Genomic DNA, 20,617 nt, shown 5'->3' with positions numbered 1-20,617 from the left:
AGTCATAAGCAATTTAAAAATATTTATCGAGATTTATTACTTCTAGTAATTAAATTTTTGATTTAGCAGAAGCTTCTAGATTTTTTTCTATTGTGTGTCCTGGTCTCGACCATTTAGGTTTTTCTCCTAATGAAGCAAATTGAGAATCAGCTGCTTCAACCGTTTGTGGTTGCGAAACTTTAATAAAAGGCTTTTGTGGAACCAATCCTAACATTTCAAACATTTTCATGTCTTCGTGTACGTCCGGATTTGGAGTAGTAAGTAATTTATCTCCTGCAAAAATTGAATTTGCACCTGCAAAAAAGCACATCGCTTGTCCTTCGCGGCTCATACTGGTTCTTCCTGCAGATAAACGAACTTGAGTTTCTGGCATTATAATTCTTGTGGTTGCTACCATTCGAATCATTTCCCAAATTTCAACTGGTTTTTCTTCTTCCATCGGAGTACCTTCAACAGCAACTAAGGCATTAATTGGCACAGATTCCGGTTGTGGATTTAAAGTCGAAAGTGCAACAAGCATTCCGGCTCTGTCTTCTATACTTTCTCCCATTCCGATAATTCCTCCGCTACAAACCGTAACATTCGTTTTACGAACATTTTCGATAGTTTGCAAACGATCTTCGAAACCACGTGTAGAAATTACATCTTTATAATATTCTTCAGAAGTATCTAAATTGTGATTGTAAGCATATAAACCTGCTTCTGCCAAACGTTGCGCTTGATTTTCGGTAATCATACCTAAAGTACAGCAAACCTCCATGTCAAGTTTGTTAATGGTACGAACCATTTCTAAAACCTGATCAAATTCTTCACCATCTTTAACGTTTCTCCAGGCTGCTCCCATGCATACACGAGATGATCCGCTAGATTTAGCACGTAAAGCTTGTGCTTTTACCTGACTTACACTCATTAAATCATTTCCTTCAACTCCCGTGTTGTAACGAGCGGCTTGCGGGCAATAACCGCAATCTTCCGGACAACCTCCAGTTTTGATAGAAAGTAAAGTTGATACCTGAACTACGTTCGGATCATGCTTTTCTCTATGAATTGTTGCTGCTTCATACAGCAAGTCCATCATAGGTTTATTATATATGGCGATTATTTCGTCTTTTGTCCAATTGTGTTTTGTAATGCTCATCGATACATTGTTTTTGAAGCCTCAAAAGTAGTTAAATTGTTCTAATCAACCAATGCCGAATCCTGTAAATGAATATTTGACAGTTATTTTCAAAAAAGAAACACTCTAAAATCATATAATTGTAATTTTTTATGATTTTAGAGTGCTAAAAAGTTTGATTTATTTTGAAAAATTAATCGGCTACATATTTGTTATTCCAATATAACATCATCATCAAAGTCACGATGACCGAAGAGGCAACTCCTTCAAATAATAAACAAATACAATATGTTGGTACTGAAGGGTTTCCTCCAAACATAAAAGTTTCTGATAGTGTTCTTACATAAGCGTCTCCACCTCTCGCATAACTATAAACCAATAATCCAAAAACACTTAATGCCACACCAACTACAGAAGTTGCCATCGCAGAAACAGCATTTGACACAAAATTGGTTTCACCTTCACGAAGATTCATTCGCATTGTTTTATTTACACCATAAAATATAAAAAATACATTCAGGACACGTAAATAAAATAAGTGAGCTAAACCTAAAACGTTCATCAATAAAAAATAAATGCCTATACCAAGGAATATTAAAAAACCATTGGTTATTTCTTTAGGTAGTTTCATAGTGGTTATTTTTAAAGAAGTTAATAGTAAATATTTGATAAACAGAGTTCTATATCAAATTTACTAAAAAAATAACTACGATGATTTAAAAAAGGCAAAAAGTATGTTGTGGTTTGTTCTAAAGCTGTTCAATAAAAGCTAAAGCCTCTTTTTTATCTTGATTTAATTGGGTAATAAGTAAGTCTATCGAACCAAATTTTTGTTCTTCTCTAAGATATTGTAATAATGTAACTTCGATTCTTTGACCGTAAATATCAGCATCAAATTCAAAAAGATTTACTTCGATAGTTTGTTTTTGTCCGTTTACAGTCGGATTAAAACCAATATTCATCATTCCGAAAACTTCTTTTTGATCGACAATGGCTTTAACGACATAAACACCATTTCTAGGAATCAGCTTGTAATCTTCTTCAATTTGGATGTTTGCGGTTGGAAAACCAATAGTTCGTCCTAATTGTTTTCCTTTCACAACCTCGCCAGACAAAAAATAATCGTAACCCAAATAATCATTGGCTAAATCCATATTTCCCTCGTTCAGCGCTTTTCTGATTTTTGTAGAACTTACTGAAACATCCTGAATTTCTTGTGCTGAAATTTGTTCAACCTCAAAACCATATTCGATACCAAAAGCAATTAAATCGTCAATATTAGCCGTTCTGTTTCTTCCAAAACGATGATCGTGTCCAATAATAATTTTTTGAATATGAAATTGCTCAACTAAAATAGAATGCACAAACTCTTCGGCAGTTAATCTTGAGAAACTTTCGTTAAACGGATGAATAACAAGATTTTCTATTCCGGTTGCTTCCAGAAGTTTTGTTTTTTCAGCGATAGTATTTAAAAGTTTTATTTCTGATTTTTCCTGCAATACCATTCTTGGATGTGGAAAAAATGTAAGTACTAAACTTTCGTATTTTCCATTTTCTGTGTTTTGAGTAATTCGCTCCAGAATTTTTTTATGTCCAATATGTACGCCGTCAAAGGTACCAAGAGTTAAAATTGTTTTCTTGGTTGACTGAAAATCGTTTATAGAATGAAAGAGCTTCAAAACAAATAATTTAAGATGGTGCAAATTTATACTATCTATTTTGAATTTAATACTAAGCTTTATTGATTTTTTGATTGCAACTTGTTTCTTTTTGTGAAAACAAGCCAACTGGTCGACCAAAAAGCAATAATTGTCGTGTTTATGTAAGAATTTGATTTAATTCGCGTAATTTTGATTATTCAATTGTGTTTGGAATATGAAAGAAAAATTACTTTTTTTATTTTTATTTTTTTGTTGTGCGACTATTCACGCTCAAAGTGACGACCTGTGGCAAAAAGTGAGCTTAGGTTCTTTAAATAAAAGAATAAATTCATCAGGTTCAGAAACACTTTATTATAAACTTAATGTTGATTTTTTAAAAGCTAAGCTTTCGGCTGCAAAAAATAAGTCAGCTGTTAAGTCAGAAATTACAATTCCAAATTCAAATGGTGTTTTAGAGCGATTTGCAGTTTGGGAATCTTCAAATTTTGAACCGGAATTACAAGCAAAATACCCTGAAATAAGAGCATATGAAGGAAACGGTTTAGATGATAAATCGGCTAAAATCTATTTTAGTGTTGCGCCAATCGGAATGCAAACAATGGTATTTCGTGCTAATAAGCCGTCAGAATATATTGAACAAATTCCAGACGATAAATCTTCTTACGTTTTATTTACTAAAAACACTCTTAACTCTTCTTCCCGAATGGTTTGCGGTGTTAAAGATGTTTTGAGTGATAACAGTTCAACAAGTAAAACGGCAAAACCTGCTGCAAATAATAAAGTTTTCAAAACGTTTCGCTTAGCCCTTTCATGTACAGGAGAATATGCAGCTTATTTTGGCGGAACAAAAAGTGGTGCTTTGGCAGGAATGAATGCTTCTTTGTCAAGGGTAAATGGTGTTTTTAATAAAGACCTCGCCGTAAAAGTGGTTTTAATTGCCAATAATGACGATGTGATTTATACTGATCCGGCAACAGATCCATATTCTATTGCCAGTGTAGGAACTTCAATTGACAAGACAGACGGAAATGATTTTTGGAGTAAAGAAGTTCAAAGTACACTTACAAGCGTAATTGGAGAAGTGAACTATGACATCGGGCATTTATTTGGAGGTTCAGGTGGTGGAGGGAATGCGGGATGTATCGGGTGTGTTTGCGTTAGTCCAACGGCATCAGATGTGATAGGTAAAGGAAGTGCATATACATCGCCTTCTGACGGAAAACCGCAAGGAGATAGTTTTGATATTGATTATGTAGCGCATGAAATGGGACACCAGTTAGGAGCTGCTCATACTTTTTCGTATAATTCACAAGAAAGAACCAATGTAAATGTTGAGCCAGGAAGTGGTTCTACTATTATGGGTTATGCCGGTATTACAAAAGATTATGATATTCAGAGTTTTTCTGATGATTATTTCGCTTATGCGAGTATTGTTCAAATTCAGAATAATCTTGCCGGAAAAAGCTGTCCGGTTAATACTCCGATAACAAATAATCCTCCAACGATCGACGCAGGAATCGATTATACTATTCCGATAAGCACTCCATTTGTTTTAAAAGGAACAGGTTCAGATCCTGATGGTGATACGGTTACATATAATTGGGAACAATATGATAGTGCAATAACGACCTCTTTCTCGACAAGTATTGCATATCCAACAAAACCAGATGGGCCGCTGTTTAGATCTGTGCTGCCAAGTAGTTCCCTAATTCGCTATATGCCAAGTCTGAGCACAGTACTTCAAAATAAATTAACCACAACTTGGGAGTCTGTTTCGTCTATTGCAAGAACATTGCATTTTACATTAACAGGAAGAGATAATGCAGCTCAGGGAGCTGCACAAACCAATTCAGATGTAATGATTGTAAATGTAGTTGCTACCGCAGGACCATTTACGGTTACTTCTCAAAATACCAATGATATTAGCTGGCAAAAAGGATCAAATCAAACTGTAACCTGGAGTGTAAATAATACCAATAGTTTGCAAGGTTCTTCAAATGTGAATATTAAGTTGTCTACAGACGGAGGTTTGACCTTTCCGATAATTTTAGCTTCAAATACTGCAAATGATGGTTCAGAGCTAGTTCAGGTTCCTGCAAATATAGAAGCCTCGACAAATTGCAGGATTATGATTGAGCCAACAGGAAATATTTATTATGCCGTAAACAGCAAAGTTTTTTCTGTTGGATACACGTCAACTACAACTTGTGATTCGTATAGTTTCGGAAATTCTTTCGATATTCCCTTTGGAGCTGCTTTTACCACAAAAACAGTAAACGTGCCAGCTTCTTCTACAGGAACGGTTTCAGATGTAAATGTTATGGTGAATTTTACACATGAGCGAATTTCTGATGTCGAGATTCAAATCATAAATCCGCAAGGAACCATTGTAAATTTGTATAATAAAAGCTGTGGAGGAATACAAAGTACTTTAATACTTCAATATGATGATGCAGGAGTCGATTTAGATTGTTCAAAAGTAACCAGTCAAATTGTAATTCCGGTGAATTTGTTAAGTGTTTTTAATGGCCAAAACCCGCAAGGAACTTGGACTTTTAGAGTTCGAGATGCGGTTACAGGTAGGTTTGGAACAATAAATTCAGCTTCGGTTAATATTTGTAATCAAACTTTTACTCTGGGAAATCCTGATCTTGAAAATGTAGCTTTTACGTTATATCCAAATCCAAATAAAGGAAATTTTACCATTCAATTTAAGAGTGATTCTATCGATAGAGTTCAGATTTTTGTACACGATATTTTAGGTAAACAAGTATATTCTAACTCGTTTGATAATACCGTTTATTTTAATCAAAATATTCAGTTGTCAGATGTGTCTGCCGGGATTTACCTTGTTACAGTTGTTGATGGTGAACGAAGAACTGTGAAGAAAATAATTGTGAATTAGAATGTTATAGGTTTTGATTCTATCTGTGTTTTTAAGTACTTGTTGGGAATATTTTTTCGGCTAAGAATTTAGAATTTGTCTTTTATGAGTTTGCCATTGCCATGCAAACAATACTAATTTTTGCTCCCGGAATTTTTAATAAAGCCCGAGAACAAGCTTCAAGTGTGGCGCCGGTGGTCAGAACATCATCCACAATTAAAAAATGTTTGTTTAGACTTTCTTCTGACGAATTAACATCAAATATATTTTCGATGTTTTCAGATCTTCCCAATAAATTCTTTTTTGATTGTGTTTTTGAATATTTCTTTCGGAATAAAATACTGTCTTCATATTTTAGATTTAAACCATTTGCTAAAGTTTTTCCAAAAGTTGCAACTTGATTGTAACCTCGTTCCTTAAGTTTTCTGGGATGTAATGGAACCGGAATTATAATATCAAAAGGATGCGCTAATTTTAATTCTTTTAAATCTTCGATATACCAACTTCCTAAAACAGTGCCGATTTCTTCGTGGCCTTTGTATTTTAGGTTGTGAATCAATTCCTGAACGATTCCTTTTTTATTAAAATAGAGTAATGCCGATGCGTATTCAATATCAATTTTACCGTAAAATTTCTTTACAGCTTCATTTTTTGGATCTAAATGATATTGAGTAAGAGGCATTTCATGGCGACAACTTGTGCACAAAACAGTTTCGTTGGTAACCAAAATTGCGCGACATCCGCTGCAAACTTTAGGAAAAAAGAGGTTGATTATGAAATTAAACACAAATAGAAAGAATTTAGTTACAAAATTAATCAAATCAATGCTTCAATCTTTGTTTTTTTTCTTTTTTTTAAACGTACTTTTTATATTTTTGCATCACTATGGCAAAACAAGAAGATATATTTAAGAATGTGGTTTCGCACGCAAAAGAGTACGGATTTATTTTTCCGTCAAGCGAAGTATACGATGGATTGAGTGCAGTGTATGATTATGCACAAAATGGTGTCGAGTTAAAAAAGAATATCCGTGAATATTGGTGGAAATCAATGGTTCAAATGAACGAGAATATTGTAGGTTTAGATGCTGCAATATTAATGCATCCAACGACTTGGAAAGCTTCAGGCCACGTTGATGCTTTCAATGATCCGTTAATTGATAATAAAGATTCGAAAAAAAGATATAGAGCTGACGTTTTAGTTGAAGATTATGCTGAAAAGTTAAATCTAAAAGCTAAAAAAGAAATCGAAAAAGCAAAAGCTCGTTTTGGCGATGCATTCAACGAACAAGAATTTATTACAACAAATGCTCGTGTAGTTGAATATTTGGCTAAAGAAAGAGAAATTCTGGAAAGACTTGCAAAAGGTATGAGCGAAGATCTTCAGGATGTAAAAGCGTTAATCGAAGAATTAGAAATTGCAGATCCGGAAACAGGTTCAAGAAACTGGACAGATGTTAAGCAATTCAACTTGATGTTCGGAACTAAATTAGGTGCTTCTGCAGATTCTGCAATGGATTTATATTTACGTCCGGAAACGGCACAAGGTATTTTTGTGAATTTCCTGAACGTTCAGAAATCGGGTCGTATGAAAGTTCCTTTTGGAATTGCTCAAACAGGTAAGGCATTTAGAAATGAAATCGTTGCAAGACAATTTATTTTCCGTATGCGAGAATTCGAACAAATGGAAATGCAATTTTTCGTTCGTCCGGGTGAAGAAATGAAATGGTACCACCACTGGAAAGAAGCTCGTTTAAATTGGCACTTATCTTTAGGGTTAGGAAAAGAAAATTACCGTTTTCACGATCACGAAAAATTAGCGCACTATGCAAATGCTGCAGCAGATATTGAATTTAACTTCCCATTCGGATTCAAAGAATTAGAAGGAATTCACTCTCGTACAGATTTTGATTTAAAAGCACACGAACAATTCTCAGGAAGAAAATTACAATATTTTGATGCTGAATTGAATCAAAACTATGTGCCTTATGTAGTGGAGACTTCAGTTGGTTTAGATCGTATGTTCCTGGCTGTTTTTGCAACTTCATTAAAAGAAGAAGTTTTAGAAGACGGTTCAACAAGAACAGTTTTAAAATTACCAGCTGTGTTAGCACCAACAAAGGCAGCCGTTTTACCATTGGTTAAGAAAGACGGATTACCTGAAATTTCTAAAAAAATCATCGAAGATTTAAAATGGGATTTCAATGTTGCATATGATGAGAAAGATGCAGTAGGACGTCGTTACAGAAGACAAGATGCTCTTGGAACTCCGTTTTGTATCACAGTAGATCATCAAACAATCGAAGACGAGACAGTAACAATTCGTCATAGAGATACAATGAAACAAGATCGTGTGAAAATTTCTGAATTAAAAGATATTATCGAAAACGAAGTTTCTATGAAAAACTGGTTGATGAAAATGTAGTTTTCTCAATTTATATTATAAAAATCCCAAATTCCTTAACGGAGTTTGGGATTTTTTCAATTTTAAATTAATGTATTTCATCGGACTTTTTTGCATTTCATCTTTATGTGTTAACATTTGATCGCAATGTATTAACAATGAAATAGTAGAATAATCGAAATTCGTATTTTTAAATGCGAATAAAATGCCAAGAACCAAATTTTTTCAAAAGTATTGATGAAGCTAGAGAGAAGTTGTCGGGGATTCTTGAAAAATCAACAGAAAACTAAAATTGAAAAAGTATTCGTATATTATTATTGATGATGATGCTGAGAGTATTTTGAAAACCAGAACAATTGCAGAAGGTTTTTCGGAATTGACTTTTGTGGCATCGGCTACGAATTACCAACAAGGTTTAAATTTGGTTTTAGAACATAGACCGTGCGTTGTTTTTTTAGAAATAGATCCTAACGAAATTTCGAGCAATCTATCACTTGCTTTTATAAATGAATTATATAGGTTCTTATCTTTTCTTCCTAAAATAATTATAACCACAACAAAAAAGGAATTGGCTTTTGAGGCAATTCAATATGGTGTTTTCGATTATGTATTAAAGCCTGTTCAATCAATAGATTTGATGAAGGCTATCCTAAAATTGGAGAAAACGATCTTTGAAACAGAGTCTGTTGAAATACATAAAGAAATTCCGTGTACACTTCCGTTTGTGCAAACGCAAAAAAATGTCGAAACTCCACTTATAATATGCATTAAGTCATATGGAGATTATCGATACATAAATTCGACTGATATATGCTATTTTCAAGCCGATAATAACTCGACAGATATTTACTTGAATTCCGGTGATATGATAACGGCTTTTAAAACATTAAAGCATTTTGAGAGTATTTTGTCTCATCCGTTTATTCGAATTCACAACAGTTATATCATCAATAAAAATTACATTTCGAGAATTCATAACGGAAGCTCAGTTTGTTACATAAAAAATTCTCCAAAAAAAATACCTTTCTCCAAAACTTACAAGTCAAATGTCGATCTAATTATTACGGCATTTACAGAAGGTAATTACTTAGAAGTCTAAAAATTAGACATTTACATTGATTTGATATCCATTGACTACCAATTGGGTATGATTTACCATAAACCGGTTTTTTCGTATAAATTTTTTTCAAATGTAGAATTAGTTTTACACCATGATTAGCAGCAAGCAATCATTTGAACCCTTAAAAAAAAATCAAACATAAAAACCTCAAATCATGAAAAAAACAGCTTTAACATTCGGATTATTTTCTTTAGTAATGGTAGCAACTTCATTTGTAACTCCACAAACAGTTTCAACTTCTTATTCAAATACTTCAATGGATATTGATGGAGGACAAAGAGGAAACGACAGAAGAAAAACTGATGATATTACAATGTCAGCAGATATTGATGGAGGACAAAGAGGAAATGACAGAAGAAAAACGGATGATTTCGCAATGTCAGCAGATATCGACGGTGGACAAAGAGGAAATGACAGAAGAAAAACTGATGACTTCGCAATGACAGCAGATATTGACGGTGGTCAAAGAGGAAATGACAGAAGAAAAACAGATGATATCGCAATGACAGCAGATATTGATGGTGGTCAAAGAGGAAATGACAGAAGAAAAACAGATGATATTGCAATGGCAACAGATATCGACGGTGGACAAAGAGGAAATGACAGAAGAAAAACTGACGATTTTTCAATATAAGCTTAATTAAAAAGTTTTTGCGCTGATAATCAGTGTAATCTTACGATTGAGAAACTTTATTAAGAGAGAAATAGAATAAAAGGAAAAGGCTACCATTTTTTTGGCAGCCTTTTTTTGTATGTATAGTTTTAGTATTTTTGATGAAATTCAAAAAAGATATTGAAAAATAAGTACACTATATTATTGCTTTTATTTGTTGTCTTTTTTGGTTGTACCAGGAAAGACAAGGAATTTAACAATATACTCTTGCCTGAAGATAGTCTAAAGAGTTATTTATCATTGGCAAATGATGATGATTTGCCTTTTGACTTAAGACAGAAATACAATAAAAAAGCATTTGATGTAATTGTAGATCAGGAGAATGATTCACTTAATCGAGCTAATTTATTCAAGGTTGCCAATCGATATTACAATATGAACGATTGGAAAGGATACCAAAGTACAGCAAAACTCATTCTGCAAAACTCAAAACTCAGTAAAGATTCTGCTAATACAGCTAAAGCTTATATTTATTTAGGAGATTTTTATCGTTCGCAGGTAATTTCTGATAGCGCATTTATGAGCTATTTTAATGCTGAGAAAATATACTCACATATAAACGATAAATTTAATCTTGCTAAAACATTTTTAAGCAAAGCACAATTGCAATTTGTTGAAGGCGATCTTTTTGAAAGTGAATTAACAGTTTTCAAGGCATTACGACTTTTAAAACAACAGAAAAATGTTAATAATCAGCTATACGATTGCTACAATCTTTTAGGGATATTGTACAATGAGCGCGAAGAGTATGGCAAAGCCTTAGAGTATCATAACAACGCATTGACCGCTCTCAATGATAAAACAATACCGGAAGAATTTCAGCTGAAGGCTAGTTCTTTAAATAATATTGGATTTGTTTATTTGAATATGCATGATTTTGCAAAAGCAAAAAAACATTTTAAAGATGGATTGGAACAAAAGAATTTGTTCAAGTTTGATCCTACTTTATATGCCATGTTACTGGATAATCTTGCATATTCTAAATTTAAACTGAGAGAGTCACAAGGACTTCCGGATCAATTTTTTGAAGCGTTAGAAATTAGAGATAGTTTAAAATTGACTTCAGGTATTATATTAAATAAAATACATTTGTCTGAATATTATGCCTTTAAAAAAGATACTGTTAGAGCAGCTCAATTTTCAAGGCAGGCTTTACTTTTATCCAGAAGTTCAAAAAAACTAAGAAACACGTTAGAAGCGTTAAAGCAAATTACTGTAGTTGACCCCAAAAATGCACCAGTTTATTCTAAAGAGTATATTCAGATTAATGAAAAACTGCAAAAGGCCGAGCGAAAAATGGGTGAAAAGTTTTCGCGTATTGAGTACGAAACCAATGAGATAAAAGATCAAAACTCAAACTTGCAGGAAAAAAATAAAACTCTAGTTTATATTTTTAGTATTTGTACTTTAGTTGGTTTGTTTTTTTATGTTTATAAAACGCAGCAAGCAAAAAACAGAGAATTACTGTTTAAGCAGCAGCAACAAATTGCAAATGAAGACATTTATAATTTGATGATTTCTCAGCAAAATGATATTGAATTAACGCGTATAAAAGAAAAGAAAAAAGTAGCACAGGAACTGCATGACGGGGTTTTAGGCCGAATGTTTGGTGTGCGGATAAGCTTGGACAGTTTGGATAAAATAGATGAAGCACAAGCGGCTCCAAAAAGGAAAAAATATTTAACAGAACTTAAGCATATAGAAGAAGATATTCGCGAAATTTCGCATGATTTGAACAGAGAAAAATCAGAGTTAATTAATAATTTTGTTGCGATTTTAAACAAGTTGTTTGAAAACCAACAGAATATTTACGAGTCAAAATTGATAACCTATTTTGATCCTCATATCAAATGGGAATTAGTAAGCAATACCGTCAAAATTAATTTGTATAGAATTGTACAAGAAGCTCTTCAAAATTGTAATAAATATGCAAACGCAAATACAATTAGAATTGAATTTAAAAGTGAAATTGATTATTTGTTTCTATCCATTTTTGATGACGGCGTTGGATTTAACGTCAAAAGAACGAAAAACGGTATAGGAATACATAATATTCAATACAGAGCTGCAGAATGTAAAGGTACAGCTACCATAAAATCTGCCAAAGGAGAGGGAACTCTTCTAATAATAAAAGTTCCAATCGATCAAAAAATTAACCTGCACAACAATGACAATTGAATCACAAAATACTATTCCGGAATTAATTAAACGAAATATTTTAATTGTCGATGATCATCCTTTTATTATAGAAGGATACAAAAACGCGATAACTCGCTACCATCCTAAAGAATATGAGTTTCTTATTTCGCAGGCTCACGATTGCAAGTCGGGACACGATTTAATTGAAGACGAGCAAACGCCAAATTTTGATGTAGCATTTTTAGATATCAGTATGCCGGCTTATGAAGAAAAGGATATTTTTTCTGGCGAAGATCTGGCAAAACTCATTTTGAAAAAAATGCCAAATTGCAAAGTTATTCTTTTAACAATGTATACAGAATTGCTAAAGATTAAGACAATCATTAGAACCATAAGTCCAAATGGTTTAATAATTAAAAATGATCTCACTTTTGATGAATTGCTTTTTGCATTTGATAAAGTGATGAAAAATGATAAATACTACAGTCAGTCAGTTCAGAAAATGCTGAATCAGTCTACTCACAATTCACTTGAAATAGATGAGTTCGATAAGCAAATTTTGTTTCATTTGTCAAAAGGAACACTAATAGAAGATATGCCACAATATATTCCGATTTCTTTGAATGCGATTAAAAAACGTAAACTCAGTCTAAAAGAATTACTTAAAGTGAAATCGGGTACTAACGAAGAATTAGTGAAAGAGGCAAAAAGTAAAGGGCTTTTCTAAAAATAAACCACTAAATAAAAAACTCCAAATTCCAATAATATTACTGGAATTTGGAGTTTTTTATTTAGAGTTTTTAAAATTTATTCACTCAAAGCATCCCAACCACGAGCTTTTAAAGCAATTTTGGTATTTGCGCGCGTAACTAAATGTATTCCTTCGCTTTCGTCAGCCATATGTCCAATGATAGAGAAGTTTGGATTGCCTTTAATCTTATCAAAATCATTTATATCAATGGTAAATAGAAGTTCGTAATCTTCACCGCCATTAATTGCAACTGTTGTACTGTCGATATTAAACTCTTCACAAGTCGAAATAAACTGCGGATCTAAAGGCAGTTTATCTTCATATAAATCACAACCCACTTTAGACTGTTTGCATAAATGAATAATTTCAGAAGATAATCCGTCTGAAATATCAATCATAGAAGTTGGTTTAATTTCAAGTGCATGTAATAAAGTTCTAACATCTTTTCTTGCTTCAGGCTTTAACTGGCGCTCGATTAAATAACTATACATATCTAAATCAGGCTGACTATTTGGGTTAACCTGAAAAACTTGTTTTTCGCGTTCTAAAACCTGTAATCCCATATACGCAGCGCCAATGTCGCCGGTTACTACAAGAAGGTCAGTTTGTTTTGCACCATTTCTATAAACAATTTCCTCTTCATCAGCTTCACCAATTGCTGTAATGCTTATAATTAATCCTTTTTGCGATGAGGTAGTGTCACCACCAATAACATCAACTTTATATTCTTTTGCAGCGTGTGTAATCCCTTCAAATAGTTCTTCTAAGGCTTCTAGCGGAAATCGATTAGAAACGGCTACAGAAACTGTTATTTGCGTTGGTTTGGCATTCATTGCACAAATATCAGATAGATTTACAACAACAGATTTGTAGCCAAGATGTTTTAGAGGCATGTAAGCCAAATCAAAATGTACGCCTTCAATCAATAAATCGGTAGAAACAACTACTTTTTTATCCTTAAAGTCAAGAACTGCAGCGTCATCACCTATACTTTTTAAAGTAGATTCCTGAGTAACATCAAAATTTTTGGTTAAATGTTCAATTAAGCCAAACTCGCCTAATTGCGCTATACTGGTACGTTGCGGATTTTTATCTTCGATCATTTTTTCTATGTTCCAATGTTATTAAGCTGCAAAGGTACGAAGTTGATAATTTAATAACTATTATTAAAAAAGATTAGGACTGTTTTTAGATTTTGGAGCAAATCAAAGGACTTATCGTTTTAAACTAAAATGGGATTTGAATACTTGAGAAATACCATTTTGAGTATAAAATGTTTGAAACCAGTAATCAGAAGAGGGAAGTGGGCCACCGTTGTAATTACCATCCCAGCCAGGACCGGAAGGACTTAACTGTTTTATAAGTTTTCCATAACGATCGAAGATATTAATAATCGCATCGGACTGAAAAGCGAGATCAGTAATGTTCCATGTGTCATTGAAACCATCATTGTTTGGCGTAAAAAATTTCGGGTATTTCAGCACATTAGCAATTAAAACCTGATTGTCGCAATTTCCCATTACGTCAACTATGGCAATTGTGTGCTGCCCTGAAGCGACATCATGAAAAATATTCTGAGACTGGAAATTGCCATCGTCTAGTTGATATTCATAAATTCCAAGCCCATGAGTTAAATTAACGATAATATCGATCTTATCTTCAAAAGCATCAGTTACGGTTACGGTCGCAATCGCCGGACTTGATTTTTCGACATTAACTGTAGTGGGATTGTAACCGCAATCATCACCAATACTACTTGTAGTTTTTGTTGGAACAACTGTATAAGTTCCTTCTTTAGTCGCTGAGTAAGTTGAACCTGTGCTTATTTTGCTGCCATCTAAAAACCAATCAACCGTATAATTATTGGAATCGAGTCCTGAACTCAAAAGCGCAGGGCTAAGTAATGCATTCGTTTGATAATCGACACAAATTACTCCGTTTTTTAACTGCAAATCTTTCAAACGATAAATAGTAATAGCAAAGTCATCTTGAGAAGTGCAATCAGAATTTGTAGTCGACATTGCATAGATATATATTCTTTGGCTCGTATTTACAGATTCTCCTGCCAAATATTTTGTTCCCGTTCCATTTGGTTCACTGTAATAATCTCCAACCGCTAAGGCTGGTAAAATATAGCTGTGACAAATAGCAATATCGGGAGTGCTAATCAATAAAGGAGTTTTAGAAATCGTAACCAAAAAACTCTTTTCGCTGGAGCATGTCGATCGATTCCCTGCGGTAGCGTAAACATAAAGGGTTTGAGAAGTTGTTATTAAAGTTCCAACGGGAATAATAGGACCTTGTCCTTGCGGTTGCGAATAATAATTGCCTAATTTTAAAGTTGGCAATGTGTAACTATCGCAAACATTTATATCGACAAAATCGCCAACATCTATTCCGTTGATATTAATATTGAAAAAAGTCTCATTACTGCATTTCGCAAAATCAGTCCATTCGTTATAAATGTATATCGTTTGGTTTGTATTTATGGTGGTTCCTTCATTAAGTTGACTTCCTAAACCATGCGGACCTCCGGTTGCGGTATAATATTGCCCGCTTTTTAATGGTGGGAGTACAAAATCTGTACAAGTCATAATATCCGTAAAACTATCAATTGGCGGAAGTGGTCTTATTTCGACAACAAAATTATGCTCGTTTGCGCACTCAGCTCCTACAGCATAGATGTAAATTTTTTGAGTTTCGGTAATTATATCTCCAGCTTTTAGCAGAAGTCCTCCGCCATTAGGATCGGTAAAATAGTTACCATTTGTTAATGGTGGTAAAATATAATTTTCACATTCAACTCTATCGTTAGGTGTATCTACTAATGGCAATGGTTTTATTGTGATCTCGTATTTTAAATTATTAGTGCAATTAGGAAAAGTTGTAGTATCAGCGTAATAATAAATAATTTGTGATGCAGTAATAACCGTTTCGGCAGTAATATTTTTGCCCTGACCATTTGGGCTGTCATAATAACCGCCTACTTCGATTGGAGGTAAAGTAAAACTTCCGCATTGCGAAATTTGAATAAAATTCGAAGAATTAATAATATCAATTTTAAAAGAATGTTCATTTGAACATCTTCCATCATTGGCAAAAACAAACAGTGTTTGACTTGAAGTTATTTGGTCTCCAGCATTTAACTGATTTCCTGAACCGCCTGATAAAGCGTAATAATTTCCATTTGTCAAAGGAGGTAAAGTGTACAAATCGCATGTAACCACATCATTGGGTTTGTCAATTAATGGTAAAGGATAAACAATAAAAGGTACCGGTTCGTCGCGACAGACAATTCCATTAATGACTGCGTAATAATAAATAGTTTGACTGGTTGTAAAAGATGTTCCGGCCGGAATAGAATCTCCTTGCCCTCCAGATTCTGTAAAAAAGCCACCCGCAATTACACGCGGCACAATGTAAGCGCCACAAGCTTCTTTTTCAAATTGAAGTTCCTTAATTAAAATTACATTAAAATAATTTTCATTCGAGCAAATGTTAGGAGCTGTTGAGCCATTGTAAATATAGTAGACTCCACCTTTAGTGATAATATCCCCTGCATTCAATTTCGTTCCTGTTCCATTTGGCGCAGTATAATAATTACCAAATGTTATTGGAGGTAATACATAACTGTCACAGGCAACAACATCCGGATGTTCGTCTACAACAGGAAGCGAATAGATTATGATATTAAAATTGGTTGTAGTGAAACAAAGTGAACTTGCGGCACTTTCAATTCGTACCCAAATGGTTTGAGGCGATTGCGATAAAGAAGTTATTAAAGATTGTGGATTTGGAATGCTATTGCTGCCACTTGTTGCTCCTGCTTGACTGGTGTAATAACTAATTTTATAATCGGAAGGATCTAATCCGTTAAGAATACTTGTTTCTTGCACAGTTAAATCAACTGAAATTCTTCCTGAATCAGTATTACAGGCATTCAAATCTGGTGGTTTTGTAATGTTGATTGACGGAGTTACCAGCAAATCAAAAGAGAGTAAATTGTTGCAATAAAAAGTTTTATTGTAAAGTGGTACTGCCTTTATGTATATTTTTTTATTGCCAACACTGGTGAAAGAGTTTAATTGAATTTCGGGTATACTTGGTCCGTTTGCATTGGCTGCAGCCAAAGATTCAAAATAATAGAGCATATATTCGGCCGGATTAAGTCCTAATGCATCTAAGTTGTTCCGAGTTAAATCGTATTGATAAATTCCATTTACAGTATAACAAGCAGTTAAATTTTTGGGAGGTTTAATAACCAAATCGTTCACGACTACTTCATCTTTTATAACACAGCCCGAAAGTGTGGCCGTAACGCCATAAAGCCCTGCTTTATTTAGTGTTAAAGAACTGCTTGTTTCATTTGGAATTACGACGCCATCAAGAGTCCATTCATATGTATAATTGCCTACTAACCCTGATTGAAGGATTATTTGTTCACCTTCACAAATGGTTCTGTCCGGGCCCAAATCCATTGTAGTCATAAAACTGCCGCCTTTTATAAAAACTGCCGAATCATAATTGCTGTCGTTGTAATCACCAATTGCCAACTTTATGCTATAAGTTCTATTAGGAATCACAGTTGATGAAGCAGTTAAAACCTTAGTTTCACCTCTCATATTAATAGCAGACGTTCCGGAATTAGTTACATTATAATGATCAAATAAATTGGCATTGGCAGATAAACAGGATGAATTGTATTGCTGATCTCTGATGTTCTTAACCGAAACGGGCGTGTCTGTACCAGGAAGTACAGCAAGATTCTTGGAAATTCCGGTAGTCAAATCAGTTAATATAAAAGCAAAAACATCACTGAAACCGCATTGAAATTCGCCATATTCATTGGAAGCAAATAGAAAATCAAAACTAAAGTTACTCGATAAAGGTGTGAAATCAAACTGAATAAAACTTACGTCCCGAATAGGTACAATTTGCCCATTACTGTCACTGATATTTTGCAGATCACTATCAGAAGTATTATTCAATTGGCTGCTTTCATTTGCACCCGTATAAGCACCTTCGGTATATTTGGCGATTCCGTTTCGAATAATGATTCCGTTTGAGATTGGGAAATTGGGAGAATTGCTTGTGAATTTACCAATGCCCTGATGCGACGAAAATTTAAAATTGTTCTCATTAGCGCAAGCATTTTGCATTAATTCTTCACGAACTAGTTCAGGAATGCCCAAAGTTGTGGTGTCTACTATAACTCCCTGCGACAAAGATATAGTCGAAAAAAATAAAAAAAATAGAAGTAGAGATAGTCTCATAATCCTGATTTTATTTATTGGGGAGTTTAAAGGTACGAAGGATTTGTTTTTAATTTAGTGAAAATCAGTATTTTGTGAGTTTTTGATCTGTTAATTTATAATAGTTCGTGGCGGCCCTAATTTTAATATATTATTGGTTTGGATTTAAGTCAGATGAAAATAATTTGAATATTTTTTTTCCTGCTGACAAACTGTTGTCACCGACCCTCGATACTTTTGAAGTATAAAACAATTAAAACTTTAAAACCATGAAAACATTAGCAGCCCAAGTAATTACTCCTGAAGATTTGTTGAAGCACTGGCAAGGTCATCGTAATTTAACACGCCATACAATTGAAGCTTTTCCTGAGAAAGATTTTTTTGAATTTTCAATCGGAGGGATGAGGCCGTTTGCCCAATTAATTAGTGAGCTTTTAGCCATAGCAGTTCCTGGACTTAAAGGAATCGTAAATAGAGAAGTGGAGCCATTTAGCGAAAAAGCAACAGAAAAGTTGATTTTTAAAGCGCAATATCTTGAAAAATGGGATGAAGCAACAGCGGAAATAAATAAGTATTGGGAAAAATTATCTATTGAAGATTTTAATGAGACTTTTAATCTTTTTGGTCAATACGAATTTCCAGTAAATCAGAATATTTTATATTTTATTGATAACGAAGTGCACCACCGCGGACAAGGATATGTATACTTAAGAGCCTTAGGAATTCAGCCTCCTTTTTTCTGGGAAAGATAAAATCTTGAACATTTTATAAAAAAACTCCTGAAAATTATTTTCAGGAGTTTTTTTACAAAAGTCTTTTTCGGTTGATTTCTAGTAATTCAAGAGCTCGCGTTTTTAATCTTTCGGGCTCTAAGATTGTGGCGTAATCTCCAAACATTAAAAACCAACGCGGAAAACCACTTTCGATATCGCGGCACATAAAAGTCATTTCTATTTTTCCGTCGATTTCTTTTTCAGAAATATAACCGTGATATTTTTTTTCGGTCGATAAATATCGTGCAATTTTTTTATCAATTAAAAGCCGAACTTTTGTAGTCGGAATTGTTTCTGTTTTTTTTAAATAAGTTTCGAGAGAATCGTGCTCAATAGTGAAATCACAATCTGTTTTTTTTATTCCTTGAATTCTGTCTGTTCTAAATTGACGATAATCTTTTCGTAAATGACAATAGCCTAAAAAATACCAGTTATTGTGATCATGAAAAACGCCTACAGGTTCAATGTTTCTGTTGCTTACTTCGTCTGCTTCGACGGTTTTGTATGATAAAAGAATTTGTTTTTTCTCTGCAATACTTTCAAAAAGCAGTGCCAAAGTATTTGGCGAATTATCATTAAACATTGGCTCGGCAGTTTGCATAACTACCCTTGATTCAATATTCGAAAGCCAATCTTTGTCTGTACTTTTCAATACCGATTTCAGTTTAAACATTGCCGCAGCATAATGATTTCCTAAAGACGGATCTGTAAATTTTTGCATCAATTTTTCGGCAGCAATAAAACTGCTTACTTCTTCGCGAGTGAACATAACGGGCGGTAATCTATAACCATCCATCAAGGCGTAACCAACTCCGGCTTCACTATAGATAGGAACGCCAGATGCTTCAAGCGTTCGAATATCTCTGTAGATAGTTCTTAAACTAACATCAAAACGATCGGCTAATTCCTGTGCTTTTACAATTTTTTTAGATTGCAATTGAATAAGAATAGCGACAATTCGGTCAAATCGTTTTGGAGTTTCGTCAAGCATTTTTTCTAGAGTCAAAGGTTTTGAGGTTCAAAGATACAAAGGTTTAAAGTTTGTAAAAACAAGAAAGCTGTCCCAAATTGGGACAGCTTTCTGGAGTAAATCGTTAAAACGAATTAAAATTTATAAAGCAGTCCAAATTTTGGCTGATCAAAAATGTTTTCAAATAAATTCACGTTTAATTGAAACGTATTTGAAGAAGGGCCATTTTCAGGAGAAACACTATTGTAAGATAAAATGTTGGCAAGAGTAAAAGTAACAGCAATATTTCTGGTTAAAAAATAATTCAATCCAACGTTAATATTGGCGGTTAGACTGTTAGTGTCGTTAGAACCTGCATTGTTTTCGACCTTATTTCTGCCATATCCCAAGCCAGCTTCACCATATGCTTTAAAGCGTTTTTTGTCTAACTCTAAGACATAGTATCGTGCGAATCCGCCAATTCCAAAGACATTAGTTTTAGTGTTCGTAGATTCAAATTTGTCGCTTGAAAAGTTTAGTTGCCCTCCAACCGCAAATTTATCACTAAGAAAGTAGCCAAATTTTGGATTGAAAGCATAAAAGTCTTCATCGCCGCCAGTAGTAATTTGTATAGAACCTTCTATAAACATATCACCATGAGCAAAAGTGATTCCTTTTGCAGTGTTCATTTCTGACTCAACTTGTTCTTGCTGAGCATTTGCAACTGAAAATGTTAACATCGATAAAATAATCAAAAATCTCGTTTTCATAATATTTGGTTTTATAGTTGTAAGATTAAAGTTATATTTTTTGTGTTAAAATTTATATTGTTTTGACTAAAATGAGTTAAAAATCAGCTTATTACACACTTATTTTTTGTTTTGTAAGTAATTAC

At 33.7% G+C, this 20,617-nt stretch carries 15 protein-coding genes; 7 read left to right on the top strand and 8 right to left on the bottom strand.

Annotated features, from left to right (window positions below):
- Window positions 1-49: 49 nt before the first annotated feature.
- The 3 genes from bioB to ACHRVZ_RS07200 form a co-directional block, all read right to left on the bottom strand.
- Complete coding sequence (gene bioB, locus ACHRVZ_RS07210; RefSeq protein ID WP_395421583.1) at window positions 50-1,138, bottom strand: biotin synthase BioB; 1,089 nt, start codon at window positions 1,136-1,138, stop codon at window positions 50-52.
- 172 nt (window positions 1,139-1,310) lie between these two features.
- Window positions 1,311-1,748: a hypothetical protein gene (locus ACHRVZ_RS07205; protein ID WP_395421582.1), complete on the bottom strand. Its 438-nt coding sequence runs from the start codon at window positions 1,746-1,748 to the stop codon at window positions 1,311-1,313.
- 118 nt (window positions 1,749-1,866) lie between these two features.
- Complete coding sequence (locus tag ACHRVZ_RS07200; protein WP_395421581.1) at window positions 1,867-2,796, bottom strand: bifunctional riboflavin kinase/FAD synthetase; 930 nt, start codon at window positions 2,794-2,796, stop codon at window positions 1,867-1,869.
- 196 nt (window positions 2,797-2,992) lie between these two features.
- On the opposite strand from ACHRVZ_RS07200, the gene ACHRVZ_RS07195 reads away from it, so the two are divergent.
- Window positions 2,993-5,683 (top strand): reprolysin-like metallopeptidase, encoded by a 2,691-nt coding sequence (locus ACHRVZ_RS07195; RefSeq protein WP_395421580.1) that lies wholly within the window; start codon window positions 2,993-2,995, stop codon window positions 5,681-5,683.
- 82 nt (window positions 5,684-5,765) lie between these two features.
- Here ACHRVZ_RS07195 and ACHRVZ_RS07190 read toward each other — a convergent pair whose 3' ends face one another.
- Window positions 5,766-6,449: a ComF family protein gene (locus ACHRVZ_RS07190; RefSeq protein WP_395421579.1), complete on the bottom strand. Its 684-nt coding sequence runs from the start codon at window positions 6,447-6,449 to the stop codon at window positions 5,766-5,768.
- A gap of 98 nt (window positions 6,450-6,547) precedes the next feature.
- On the opposite strand from ACHRVZ_RS07190, the gene ACHRVZ_RS07185 reads away from it, so the two are divergent.
- From ACHRVZ_RS07185 to ACHRVZ_RS07165, 5 genes are all read left to right on the top strand, one after another.
- Complete coding sequence (locus ACHRVZ_RS07185) at window positions 6,548-8,086, top strand: glycine--tRNA ligase (protein WP_395421578.1); 1,539 nt, start codon at window positions 6,548-6,550, stop codon at window positions 8,084-8,086.
- Window positions 8,087-8,357: 271 nt separating this feature from the next.
- Window positions 8,358-9,164, top strand: coding sequence for a LytR/AlgR family response regulator transcription factor (locus ACHRVZ_RS07180; RefSeq protein ID WP_395421577.1), 807 nt, complete (start codon window positions 8,358-8,360; stop codon window positions 9,162-9,164).
- Window positions 9,165-9,339: 175 nt separating this feature from the next.
- Window positions 9,340-9,819, top strand: a complete 480-nt coding sequence (locus ACHRVZ_RS07175; RefSeq protein ID WP_395421576.1) for a hypothetical protein — start codon at window positions 9,340-9,342, stop codon at window positions 9,817-9,819.
- Between the two features lie 159 nt (window positions 9,820-9,978).
- Window positions 9,979-12,036, top strand: a complete 2,058-nt coding sequence (locus tag ACHRVZ_RS07170; protein ID WP_395421575.1) for a sensor histidine kinase — start codon at window positions 9,979-9,981, stop codon at window positions 12,034-12,036.
- Window positions 12,026-12,724, top strand: coding sequence for a response regulator transcription factor (locus tag ACHRVZ_RS07165; RefSeq protein ID WP_395421574.1), 699 nt, complete (start codon window positions 12,026-12,028; stop codon window positions 12,722-12,724). Before ACHRVZ_RS07170 ends, ACHRVZ_RS07165 begins: the two co-directional genes overlap by 11 nt.
- Before the next feature lie 80 nt (window positions 12,725-12,804).
- On the opposite strand, the gene thiL is transcribed toward ACHRVZ_RS07165, so the two are convergent.
- Window positions 12,805-13,851, bottom strand: coding sequence for a thiamine-phosphate kinase (thiL, locus tag ACHRVZ_RS07160; protein WP_395421573.1), 1,047 nt, complete (start codon window positions 13,849-13,851; stop codon window positions 12,805-12,807).
- A gap of 111 nt (window positions 13,852-13,962) precedes the next feature.
- A complete protein-coding gene (locus tag ACHRVZ_RS07155) occupies window positions 13,963-18,021 on the bottom strand; it encodes a choice-of-anchor L domain-containing protein (RefSeq protein ID WP_395421572.1) in 4,059 nt (1,352 codons plus the stop codon).
- Window positions 18,022-18,269: 248 nt separating this feature from the next.
- On the opposite strand from ACHRVZ_RS07155, the gene ACHRVZ_RS07150 reads away from it, so the two are divergent.
- Window positions 18,270-18,752: a DinB family protein gene (locus ACHRVZ_RS07150; protein WP_395421571.1), complete on the top strand. Its 483-nt coding sequence runs from the start codon at window positions 18,270-18,272 to the stop codon at window positions 18,750-18,752.
- A 52-nt stretch (window positions 18,753-18,804) separates the two neighbouring features.
- On the opposite strand, the gene ACHRVZ_RS07145 is transcribed toward ACHRVZ_RS07150, so the two are convergent.
- Both ACHRVZ_RS07145 and ACHRVZ_RS07140 read right to left on the bottom strand, forming a co-directional pair.
- Entirely contained in the window at window positions 18,805-19,764 is a 960-nt protein-coding gene (locus ACHRVZ_RS07145) for a helix-turn-helix transcriptional regulator (RefSeq protein WP_395422499.1), read from the bottom strand.
- Window positions 19,765-19,877: 113 nt separating this feature from the next.
- A complete protein-coding gene (locus tag ACHRVZ_RS07140) occupies window positions 19,878-20,492 on the bottom strand; it encodes an outer membrane beta-barrel protein (protein WP_395421570.1) in 615 nt (204 codons plus the stop codon).
- Window positions 20,493-20,617 lie beyond the last annotated feature (125 nt).

The sequence above is a fragment of the Flavobacterium sp. FlaQc-57 genome (genome assembly GCF_044007395.1).
GTDB lineage: Bacteria > Bacteroidota > Bacteroidia > Flavobacteriales > Flavobacteriaceae > Flavobacterium.
The sequence above is the reverse complement of the archived record's forward strand: the minus strand, read 5'-3'. Positions and strand labels throughout refer to the sequence as shown.

Coding starts and splice junctions, on each gene's coding strand:
- bioB (WP_395421583.1), bottom strand. CDS start 1,138: ATGAGCATTACAAAACACAATTGGACAAAAGACGAAATAATCGCCATA.
- ACHRVZ_RS07205 (WP_395421582.1), bottom strand. CDS start 1,748: ATGAAACTACCTAAAGAAATAACCAATGGTTTTTTAATATTCCTTGGT.
- ACHRVZ_RS07195 (WP_395421580.1), top strand. CDS start 2,993: ATGAAAGAAAAATTACTTTTTTTATTTTTATTTTTTTGTTGTGCGACT.
- ACHRVZ_RS07185 (WP_395421578.1), top strand. CDS start 6,548: ATGGCAAAACAAGAAGATATATTTAAGAATGTGGTTTCGCACGCAAAA.
- ACHRVZ_RS07175 (WP_395421576.1), top strand. CDS start 9,340: ATGAAAAAAACAGCTTTAACATTCGGATTATTTTCTTTAGTAATGGTA.
- ACHRVZ_RS07165 (WP_395421574.1), top strand. CDS start 12,026: ATGACAATTGAATCACAAAATACTATTCCGGAATTAATTAAACGAAAT.
- thiL (WP_395421573.1), bottom strand. CDS start 13,851: ATGATCGAAGATAAAAATCCGCAACGTACCAGTATAGCGCAATTAGGC.
- ACHRVZ_RS07155 (WP_395421572.1), bottom strand. CDS start 18,021: ATGAGACTATCTCTACTTCTATTTTTTTTATTTTTTTCGACTATATCT.
- ACHRVZ_RS07150 (WP_395421571.1), top strand. CDS start 18,270: ATGAAAACATTAGCAGCCCAAGTAATTACTCCTGAAGATTTGTTGAAG.
- ACHRVZ_RS07145 (WP_395422499.1), bottom strand. CDS start 19,764: ATGCTTGACGAAACTCCAAAACGATTTGACCGAATTGTCGCTATTCTT.
- ACHRVZ_RS07140 (WP_395421570.1), bottom strand. CDS start 20,492: ATGAAAACGAGATTTTTGATTATTTTATCGATGTTAACATTTTCAGTT.